Genomic DNA, 9,519 nt, shown 5'->3' on the forward strand with positions numbered 1-9,519 from the left:
TCGCTGCGTTGCCGTTCGCGCACCGCGTCGACGATCAGCAGCACCACGCCGATGACACTGGCGACGATGCAGACCCAGGCGATGACTTCATTGCTGGTGACCACCGCGGTCACCAGCGCGGCGAGGCCGATCACGGCCATCACCAGTGCGACGATCAGCATCGATCACTCCCTTCGCCGAAGGGGCGCTGGAAATCGGGGTGCGGCTAGTTGTGACCCCGATTGAACTGATTGAACGCCGCGCTGTCGCTGTTCGCGCTGGAATCGACAGGCGCGGCGGACCCACGCTGCCCCAGCTCTTCGAGCTGCGATTCCAGGTAGGTCTTGAGCCGGGTGCGGTATTCGCGCTCGAAGGTGCGGAGCTGTTCGAGGCGTCCTTCCAGCACGGTGCGCTGCTGGTTGATGGTGCCCATGATCTCGGAGTGCTTGCGTTCCGCGTCGGCCTGCAGCGCGTCGGCCTTCTCCTGTGCCTGCCGCAGCTGGGTCTCGGAGCGCACCTGCGCGTCCCCGAGCATCGCGTCGGCGCGCTGGCGGGCTTCGGCGACGGTGGTCTCGGCCGTGTGCCGCGCTTCGGACAGGATCTGGTCGGCGTTGGCGCGGGCGTCCGAGAGGAGCTTGTCGGCCTCGGCCCTGGCCGTGCCGGTCAACCGGTCGGCGGTGTCCTGCGCCAGGGCGAGCACCCGGGCGGCCCTGACGTGGTGCTCCTCGTCGGAAGGGCCGGCCGGTGCGGGCGGCGCCTCGTACACGGGCTGGGGCGGCGGGGCCGGCTCGGGCTCGGGCTCGGGTGTGTAGATCGGCATCGCCTGCGTAGCTCCGGCGCCGGAGCGGGCCGCAGCGACTTCCTGGTCGAGTTCGTTGACGCGCTGGCGCAGGTCCGAGTTTTCCTCGATCAGCCGAGTAAGCTCGCCCTCGACGAGATCGAGGAAGGCGTCAACCTCGTCTTCGTTATAACCCCGCTTGCCAATTGGTGGCTTACTGAACGCGACGTTGTGTACGTCTGCGGGTGTTAGCGGCATTGTCTGCCCCCTCAAAGTCTTGACGGTCGAGGCTGACCTCGAAGTGTAAACCCTAGCCGTGCAGTAACTGGCGTCCATCCTGTCACATCTGAACCGCCGGTTGCAGGAGTGGCCAATAATTAAGAAGTTATTTCAATCTTCTGCGGTCGACTTCGCACTTCTCGCGGGGCCACTTTCAGGCGGCCGCGTTGAACGCCAGCTGCATGCCGATGAACGCGACGAGCAGCAACACCATGATCGACAGGTCGAAGCGGATGGCCCCCACGGTGAGCTGCGGAATGATGCGCCGCAGCAGTTTAACCGGCGGGTCGGTGACGGTCAGGATGATCTCCAGGATGACCACCGTGAACCCGCGCGGGCGCCAGTCGCGGCTGAACGAGCGGATGAACTCGACCACTACGCGGGCGATCAGCAGCAGCCAGAAAATGAAAAGCGCGAAACCGAGGATTTCGAAGAACAGCCGCAACTGACCCTCACTGTGTGACTTTGACGACAATCGTGTGCTGCCGTGGCGGCAGTACAGCGACCGCCAGCCTACCGACTCATCGGTGAGTTACTGGTAGGCGTAAAAGCCGGCCTCGGCGATGCGGCGGCGCTCCTCGGCGGTGACGTCGATGTCGGCGGGCGAGAGCAGGAACACCTTGGTCGCGACCTTGTCGAACGAGCCGCGCAGTGCGAACGCCAGGCCCGCCGCGAAATCCACCAGACGCTTCGCGTCGGCGTTGTCCATCGAGACCAGATCCATGATCACCGGGGTGCCGTCGCGGAAGCGCTCGCCGATCGTGCGGGCCTCGCCGTAGTCCTTGGGCCGCAGCGTGGTGATCTTCGACAGCGGGCTGCCCTCCTCGAACAGCATCGCCATCCGGCGCGGATCCATGGCGAGCGCGCCGCGGGTGGAGCCGCGCAGGGAGCCGAATCGCGACGAGTGCCGCTCGAAATCGCGCGGACCCCTCAATCTGCCATCGAACCGCGGCTCGTCGCCATACCCGCCGCGGAGCCCGGACGGGTAGTCGCGGTCGTCGTCGCGGTCGTCGTAGTCGCGACCGTCATAGCCGCGGCCGTAGTCGTCGCCGAAGCGGTCAGCGTGCGGACGGCGCGAATAGCGGCCCGGGCCGCGGTCGTCGTCGTCGTAGTACTCGTCGTCGTAATCCTCCATCGGCGCCATGCCGAAGTAGGCCTTGACCTTGTGCAGCGTGCTCATCGAATGACCCTTCCGGACGCTGGTGGCTTGCGGGCTTGATGAAGATGTGACAGGAGTGACTACTCAAGGTGACGTTAGCGGTCTCGGCCCCAACAGCGCGGTACCGACACGCACACAGGTGGACCCGTGTTTTACGGCGGCCTCCAGGTCCGCCGACATGCCTGCCGACAACCCCGTCGCGTGCGGATGGGCCTGTAGCACCCGCCGGTGCTCGGCCTGCAACCCCGCGAACGCCTCGCCGGGGTCGCTGTCGAGCGGCGGAATGCCCATCAGCCCAACCAATGTCAGCCCGGCTGCGGCGTCGACCTGGGCGCACACCTTGTCCACCAGCTCCGGGCTGCCGATGTCGACGCCGCCGCGCGACACGTCCCCGTCGAGGCTGATCTGCACATACACCCGCAGCGGCTCGGCGCGGTCGCCGGATTGCAGCGCCGCTGCCGCCGCGCGATCGAGCGCCGCGACGACCCGCTCGCTGCTCACCGAGTGCGCGGCATAGGCCCATCGCGCCAGGGAATGGGCCTTGTTGCGCTGAATCTGGCCGACCATGTGCCAGCGCACCGGGGTATCGACGAGCGCGGCCACTTCCCGCACCTTGGGCGCCGCTTCTTGTTCGCGGTTTTCGCCGAACGACCGGCAGCCCAGTCGCGACAAAATCGCGACATCGGTCGCCGGAAAGAATTTCGTGATCGGCAGCAGCTCGATTTCGCTGCTTTTGCGGCCTGCGGCCGCCGCGGCGTCATCGAGGCGCTTTCGCACCGCTTTCAACCGGTCGGCTAATTGTTCTTCTCTGGGTGTCATCTTCTTCCGCTCTTCGCGCGAGCGCTCACGGCGGCTCCATCCACACCAACGACGCCAACCGGCCGGTCGGAGCGTCGCGACGGTGGCTGAACAATGTGGGGTCGGCGACGGTGCAGCGCGGGTCGGCATCGATGGCATTGATGCCCAAATCCCTGAGCTGGCGGGCGATTCCGGCCCGCAGGTCCAGCGCAGTCGTGCCACGCACGCTGGTGGTGCGGCTGCCGGGCAGTGCCGCCTCGACCTCGGCGGCCATCTCGTCGGGCACTTCATAGTTGGGGCCGCTCACCGCCGGGCCGAGCAGCACCGAGACGTCCTCGACGTGCGCGCCCGCGGCCAGCATGGCCGCCACCGTCCGCGCCACCACCCCGCGGTGCGCGCCGACCCTGCCGGCGTGGACGGCCGCGACCACGCCGGCGCGGGCGTCGGCCATCAGCACCGGAACACAGTCGGCGGTGATCACCGCAAGCGCCAGCCGCGGAGTGGTCGTCACCAACGCGTCGCTGTCATCGACCGGGGTGTCGCGAGGCCCCTCGACCACGGCGACCCGGTCGCCGTGCACCTGGTTCATCCAGATCAGGCGATCCTCGTGGAGGCCGATCGCCGCCGCGAGGCGTTTGCGATTGGCGGCGACGGCTTGCGGGTCGTCGCCGACGTGGTCACCGAGGTTGAACGTGTCGTAGGGGGGCGCCGACACGCCGCCGGCCCGGGTGGTCGTCACTCGGCGGATGCGAACCGTCACGCAGCCCAGTATCTAGTGGCGCATGAACGGGGGCACATCGACGTCGTCGTCATCATCGCCGCCGATGCGCACCGTCGCGCCGTTGGTGTGCCCCGGCACGGTGGCCGCCTCGACCGGCTCGAACAGCGTCGAGGTCAGCTGGCCTGCCCGGCCCGCCGCCACCCGTGCGCCCGCCCCGACGACCGGCTTGCGGCTCGGGCTGCCCGCGTCGAATCCGGCCGCGATCACCGTCACCCGGACCTCGTCGCCCAGCGAATCGTCGATAACGGTGCCGAAAATGATGTTCGCTTCGGGGTGAGCCGCCTCCTGCACCAGCGAGGCCGCCTCGTTGATCTCGAACAGGCCCAGATCGCTGCCGCCGGCGATCGACATCAGCACCCCCTGGGCACCTTCCATCGAGGCCTCCAGCAGCGGTGAGTTGATGGCGATCTCGGCGGCCTTCAGCGACCGGCCATCGCCGCGGGCCGCGCCGATGCCCATCAGCGCCGTGCCTGCACCGGACATGATGCCCTTGACGTCGGCGAAGTCGACGTTGATCAGGCCGGGTGTGGTGATCAGGTCGGTGATGCCCTGCACACCGTTGAGCAGGACCTCGTCGGCGCTGCGGAACGCGTCCATCAGCGACACGTGCGCGTCGCCCATCTGCAGCAGCCGGTCGTTGGGGATCACGATCAAGGTGTCGCAGCTCTCCCGCAGCCCGGTGATGCCGGTCTCGGCCTGCGTGCTGCGCCGCTTGCCTTCGAACGAGAACGGCCGCGTGACCACGCCGACGGTCAGCGCGCCCAGCTTGCGCGCGATGCTGGCCACCACCGGCGCGCCACCGGTGCCGGTGCCGCCGCCCTCACCCGCGGTGACGAAGACCATGTCGGCGCCGCGGAGCAGTTCCTCGATCTCGTCCTTCGCGTCCTCGGCCGCCTTGCGCCCGACCTCGGGGTCGGCGCCGGCGCCCAGCCCGCGGGTGGACTCGCGGCCGACATCCAGCTTGACGTCGGCATCGCTCATCAGCAGCGCCTGGGCGTCGGTGTTGATGGCGATGAACTCCACGCCCTTGAGCCCGTGTTCGATCATCCGGTTGACGGCGTTCACGCCGCCACCGCCGATGCCGACGACTTTGATGACGGCGAGGTAGTTGTGCGGGGGGGTCATCGGTCGCCTTCCTCCGTGGCTGTCGTCTGGTACCCAACCTCTCGGCAAAGTCTCAACCTCAACCAGAGGCTTAGAGTTATGTCAAGTAGTTGCGCGCAACCAGAACGGTATGGCGGCCCCGCGTGGTATCCATGCAGGCGCGCCGACGTGTACGTCAGTAATTTCGCGCCGTTTTTTCGGGCAGTCCGCGCCGCACTGCTACTTGACCGTCGGCAAATCCGGGCTCGACACGTCGTAGGTGTGCCCGGGCTGGGTCAGCAGCGCCGCCAGCTTATCGGCCTTTTCGTCGGTGCGGTCCGTCGTCCCCCACACCACGACACGGCCGTCGGTCAGCGTCAGCGTGATCGAGGACACCGAGGGGGCCGCGACCCGGCCGACCTGTCCGGCGACCTCCGGGCGCAGCGCGGTGAGCACCTGCAGCGCCGCCTTCGTCGGAGGGTCACCGGGCCCTGGGTTGTCGACGTCGATGTACGGCAGCCCGGGAGGCGGCGGCGCTGTCGCGAAGTCGACGCCGTCGCGGTCGAACAGGTGCGGCCCGTCCGGGTAGTCCTTGACCGCGATCGGGATCCGCTCGACCACCGTGACCCGCAGCGACGACGGGTAGTCGCGCTGCACCCGCACACTGGCCACGCGCCGTATCGTCGCGACCCGGTCGGCCACCTTGCCGGTGTCAACCTGCAGCAGCGGTGTGCCGGGGCGCACCGCGACCGCGGCCACGACCTCGTCGCGGCTGAGCGCCTGGATACCGTCGATGACGATGTTGCGCACCGACATCACCGGGGTGAAGTACAGCACCAGGCCCAGGCCGACACCCGCGACGGAAAGCAGCACCGCCCAGGTGAGCACCTTGAGGCCCCGAACAGCCCCTCGCACAGCGGCTTTCGGCGCTCCGGGGGCCCCGGTCAGCCTGCGCTTGGCCTCACGGCGGGCCTCTTCGATTGCGCGGGCACGCGCCTGGGCGGCGCGGCGCTCCTCCCGTTCGCGGCGGGCGCGCCGCCGCGGGCCCTCGAAATCTGCCGGTCCTTCGGACGCGGGAGGGACCTCCGCCTCGGAGGCGGCCCGCGGCTCGGCGTCCGGCGCCTCGACCTCGCCACCCGCGGGTTCTGTCATCGCCGCACCACCCCCGAGCGGCCCGGTGCGCTGCGGTTGGCCTTGATCTGCAGGGAGTTCAGGATCTCCTTGCCGAGCATGGTGACGTCGCCTGCGCCCATCGTGATCACGACGTCGCCGGGCGCGGCAGCGTCGGCCACCCGGTCGGCCACCGCAGAGAAGTCAGGCACATAGTGCACCGGCGAGCCGACGTGCTCGGCGACGGTGGCCCCGCTGACCCCCGCGAGCGGCTGTTCGCGGGCGCCGTAGACGTCGAGCACGAACACCTCGTCTGCCGCGTCGAGGGCGTGGCCGAACTCTTGTGCGAAAGCCTCTGTGCGCGAATATAAATGCGGCTGGAACACCGCGATCGCGCGGCCGCCGCCGGACTGCTCGAGTACCGTGCGCACCGCCGCGAGGGTGGCGCGCAGCTCGGTCGGGTGATGAGCGTAGTCATCGAAAACCCGCACCGAGTCGGCGACACCGACCAGCTCGAAGCGCCGCCGAACCCCTTCGAAACCCGCAAGCCCATCGAGCACACACTCGGGTTCGGCCCCCGCCTGCACCGCGGCCAGCAGCGCGCCGAGCGCGTTGAGCGCCATGTGCCGCCCCGGCACCGCGAGCCGCATCACCCGCGGCAGCGATTCGCCGGCCAGTTGCAGGTGCGCCACCGCGCCGGTGCCCTGCTGCTCCCAGCTCAGCAGCACGCCGTCGACGTCGGGCTCGTTACCCCCGTAGCGCAGCACACGCACGCCGCGGGAGGCGGCGCGTTCGGCCAGACCGGCGGCGCCGGGGTCGTCGACGCAGACCACCAGCGAGCCGCCGGGCGCCAGCCGGTCGGCGAACTCGTCGAACACCGCGGTGTAGGCCCGCGGGCTGCCGAAGAAGTCCAGGTGGTCGACCTCGATGTTGGTGACGACCGCGACGTCGGGTGCGTATTCGAGCAGCGAGCCGTCGCTTTCGTCGGCCTCGGCAACGAAGCAGTCACCGCTGCCGTGGTGGGCGTTGGTGCCGGCTTCGCCCAGCTCGCCGCCGACCGCGAACGACGGGTCAAGCCCGCAGTGCTGCAGCGCCACGATCAGCATCGACGTTGTCGACGTCTTGCCGTGGGTGCCGGTGACCATCACCGTGCGGTAGCCCGCCATCAGCTTGGCCAGCACCGCGGGCCGGAGCACGATCGGAACGCCGCGGCGCCGCGCCTCGACCAGTTCGGGGTTGGTCCTCGGGATCGCGGCATGGGTGGTGATCACGCTCGTCGCGCCGCCCGGCAACAGATCCAGCGACGACGGGTCGTGACCGATCCGGATCACCGCGCCCCTGGCGCGCAGCGCCAGCACCCCGCGCGACTCCTTGGCATCCGAGCCGGACACCAGCGCGCCGCGATCGAGCAGGATCCGGGCGATCCCGGACATGCCGGCCCCACCGATGCCGACCATGTGCACCCGCTCGAGGTCGGCGGGCAGCGGCCGCGGGGTCACCGTACGCTCCGCGACCGGCGCGCCACCTCCAGCGCGGCCCACGATCTCCTGGTGAGCCGGTCCTCCCGCGCTTCGCGCGCGACGTCCAACGCCACCCTGGCGACCCGCTGCGCCGCGTCGCGGTGCCCGGCCGATGCCGCGGCCGCCGTCATCGCCGCCAGCCGCGGTGCGTCGGTGAGCAGGCCGATCACCGCGTCGGCAACGAAGGCCGGTGTCAGGTCCTTGTCGTCGACCAGCAGGCCGCCGCCCGCGTTGACCACCGGCAATGCGTTGAGCCGCTGCTCGCCGTTGCCGATCGGCAGTGGCACATACACCGCGGGCAGGCCGACCGCCGACACCTCGGCGACCGTCATCGCCCCCGAGCGGCAGATCGCCAGGTCGGCGGCGGCGTAGGCCAGGTCCATCCGGTTCAGATACGGCACCGCCACGTACGGCGGGTCGCCGTCGGCCGGCTCGCGCAGGTCGAGCGTGTTCTTCGGGCCGTGCGCATGCAGCACCGAAATGCCTGCGACCGCAAGGGCTTTCGCGGCGGGCGCAACGGCCCGGTTGATCGCCTGGGCGCCCTGCGACCCGCCGAACACCAGCAGCACGAGCGCGTCGTCGGAGAAGCCGAAGTGCGCGCGAGCCTGCGCGCGCACCGCCATCCGGTCCAGCGTGGTGATCGCCGAGCGGACCGGCACACCGACGACCTCGGCGCGCGGCAGGCCGGGATCGGGCACCGCCGAAAGGATCCGCCGCGCCGACCGGGCGCCCACCCGGTTCGCGATTCCGGCGCTGGCGTTGGCCTCGTGGACCACCACCGGCACTCGCCGCCGCAGCGGTCCGCCCCGGGCCGCGATGTAGGCGGGCAGTGCGACATAGCCGCCGAACCCGACGACGACGTCGGCGGCGACGTCGTCGAGCACGGCGCGGGTTTGTCTCACCGCTCGCCGCACCCGCAGCGGGAGCCGGACGAGGTCACCGGTCGGCTTGCGGGGCAGCGGAACCGGTGTGATCAACTCGAGGTCATATCCGCGTTCGGGAACCAGGCGCGTCTCGAGCCCCCGTGCGGTCCCCAACGCGGTGATCCGGACATCCGGGTCGAGCGCCCTGAGCGCGTCAGCCACAGCCATCGCGGGCTCCACATGGCCGGCCGTGCCGCCACCAGCGAGGACCACGGATATCGCCCTGTTCACCCGTAGTGCGCCCTCTGCTCTTCGCGGCTCATCGCCTACCTTCCAGAACACGTGTACGTCCGCCCGCGCCGGAAGCGGTACGACGCCGGCCGCCATGGGGCCGGCCGACTCTATTTTGCCCTGACCGCAGCGCCGACTTCGCGGGCACCGGGGTTTTGGCCGGCGGAACGTGCGCGGTCTTGCGCTGGGGCTTCTTGGAAGGCTTCTTCGGTGGTTTCCCGGGTGGCTTCGGCGCAGGAGGCCGCGAGCGAAGCCGGTCGCGCAGCACCTCGGTGCGGGGGGGCGAATACGGCTCCGGCAGTGGCAGCCGTAGCAGGCGGTTGACCCGGTCCTCGCGGCCGGCCCGCAGCGCAGCCACCGCCTCGGGCTCGTGACGCGCTGCGTTGGCAATCATGCCGATCATCAAAAGCGTTGTGGCAGTTGCTGTTCCGCCAGCGGATATCAGCGGCAACTGCAGGCCGGTGATGGGCAGCAACCCGACCACGTAGCCCACGTTGATGAACGCCTGGCCCAGCACCCACAGCGTGGTGGTGGCGGTGAGCAGGCGCAGGAACGGGTCGGCGGACCGGCGGGCCACCCGCATGCCCGTGTAGGCGAACAGACCGAACAGGCAAAGCAGGCCGAACGCGCCGACGAACCCGAGCTCCTCGCCGATGATCGCGAAGATGAAGTCGTTGTGGGCGTTGGGCAGGTAGTTCCATTTGGCGGTGCCCTGCCCGAGGCCGTCGCCGAAGATGCCGCCGTTGGCCAGCGCGAATTTGGCCTGCCGGGCCTGATAGCCGGAGTCCTGCGGGTCGGCGCCCGGATTCAGCCACGACCGCACCCGGTCGGAGCGGTAACCCTCGGACACCGCGAGGATGGCCGCCGCGGTCACGGCG

Annotated in this window: 10 protein-coding genes and 1 pseudogene; all 11 read right to left on the bottom strand. The window is 69.8% G+C overall.

The window, feature by feature from the left end; genetic code table 11:
* Window positions 1-161, bottom strand: a pseudogene (locus tag VKG81_RS09720) (DUF308 domain-containing protein); the annotation flags it as partial.
* Window positions 162-205: 44 nt separating this feature from the next.
* A complete protein-coding gene (locus VKG81_RS09725; protein WP_324395720.1) occupies window positions 206-1,015 on the bottom strand; it encodes a DivIVA domain-containing protein in 810 nt (269 codons plus the stop codon).
* Window positions 1,016-1,190: 175 nt separating this feature from the next.
* A complete protein-coding gene (locus VKG81_RS09730; protein WP_324395721.1) occupies window positions 1,191-1,481 on the bottom strand; it encodes a YggT family protein in 291 nt (96 codons plus the stop codon).
* A gap of 87 nt (window positions 1,482-1,568) precedes the next feature.
* A complete protein-coding gene (locus tag VKG81_RS09735) occupies window positions 1,569-2,216 on the bottom strand; it encodes a cell division protein SepF (protein WP_324395722.1) in 648 nt (215 codons plus the stop codon).
* A gap of 63 nt (window positions 2,217-2,279) precedes the next feature.
* The gene (locus VKG81_RS09740; protein ID WP_324395723.1) at window positions 2,280-3,014 is read right to left on the bottom strand and encodes a YggS family pyridoxal phosphate-dependent enzyme; all 735 of its coding nucleotides are present in this window, start codon (window positions 3,012-3,014) and stop codon (window positions 2,280-2,282) included.
* Window positions 3,015-3,039: 25 nt separating this feature from the next.
* Window positions 3,040-3,753: a peptidoglycan editing factor PgeF gene (gene pgeF / locus VKG81_RS09745; protein ID WP_324395724.1), complete on the bottom strand. Its 714-nt coding sequence runs from the start codon at window positions 3,751-3,753 to the stop codon at window positions 3,040-3,042.
* 12 nt (window positions 3,754-3,765) lie between these two features.
* Window positions 3,766-4,899 (bottom strand): cell division protein FtsZ, encoded by a 1,134-nt coding sequence (gene ftsZ / locus VKG81_RS09750; RefSeq protein ID WP_324395725.1) that lies wholly within the window; start codon window positions 4,897-4,899, stop codon window positions 3,766-3,768.
* 198 nt (window positions 4,900-5,097) lie between these two features.
* A complete protein-coding gene (locus VKG81_RS09755) occupies window positions 5,098-6,009 on the bottom strand; it encodes a cell division protein FtsQ/DivIB (RefSeq protein WP_324395726.1) in 912 nt (303 codons plus the stop codon).
* On the bottom strand, window positions 6,006-7,424 hold the full coding sequence (gene murC / locus VKG81_RS09760; RefSeq protein ID WP_414685214.1) for a UDP-N-acetylmuramate--L-alanine ligase: 1,419 nt from the start codon (window positions 7,422-7,424) through the stop codon (window positions 6,006-6,008). Before murC ends, VKG81_RS09755 begins: the two co-directional genes overlap by 4 nt.
* A 38-nt stretch (window positions 7,425-7,462) precedes the next feature.
* Window positions 7,463-8,737, bottom strand: coding sequence for an undecaprenyldiphospho-muramoylpentapeptide beta-N-acetylglucosaminyltransferase (gene murG, locus VKG81_RS09765; protein WP_414685213.1), 1,275 nt, complete (start codon window positions 8,735-8,737; stop codon window positions 7,463-7,465).
* On the bottom strand, window positions 8,670-9,519 hold an 850-nt coding region (locus tag VKG81_RS09770; RefSeq protein WP_324395729.1), incomplete at its 5' end, for an FtsW/RodA/SpoVE family cell cycle protein. The genes murG and VKG81_RS09770, both read right to left, overlap by 68 nt.

The sequence above is a fragment of the Mycobacterium sp. genome, assembly GCF_035314905.1.
Classification (GTDB): domain Bacteria; phylum Actinomycetota; class Actinomycetes; order Mycobacteriales; family Mycobacteriaceae; genus Mycobacterium.

Excerpts from the sequence above, each read along its gene's own strand:
- VKG81_RS09725 (WP_324395720.1), bottom strand. The coding sequence starts at position 1,015 with ATGCCGCTAACACCCGCAGACGTACACAACGTCGCGTTCAGTAAGCCA.
- VKG81_RS09735 (WP_324395722.1), bottom strand. The coding sequence starts at position 2,216 with ATGAGCACGCTGCACAAGGTCAAGGCCTACTTCGGCATGGCGCCGATG.
- VKG81_RS09740 (WP_324395723.1), bottom strand. The coding sequence starts at position 3,014 with ATGACACCCAGAGAAGAACAATTAGCCGACCGGTTGAAAGCGGTGCGA.
- ftsZ (WP_324395725.1), bottom strand. The coding sequence starts at position 4,899 with ATGACCCCCCCGCACAACTACCTCGCCGTCATCAAAGTCGTCGGCATC.
- VKG81_RS09755 (WP_324395726.1), bottom strand. The coding sequence starts at position 6,009 with ATGACAGAACCCGCGGGTGGCGAGGTCGAGGCGCCGGACGCCGAGCCG.
- murC (WP_414685214.1), bottom strand. The coding sequence starts at position 7,424 with ATGGTCGGCATCGGTGGGGCCGGCATGTCCGGGATCGCCCGGATCCTG.
- murG (WP_414685213.1), bottom strand. The coding sequence starts at position 8,737 with ATGGCGGCCGGCGTCGTACCGCTTCCGGCGCGGGCGGACGTACACGTG.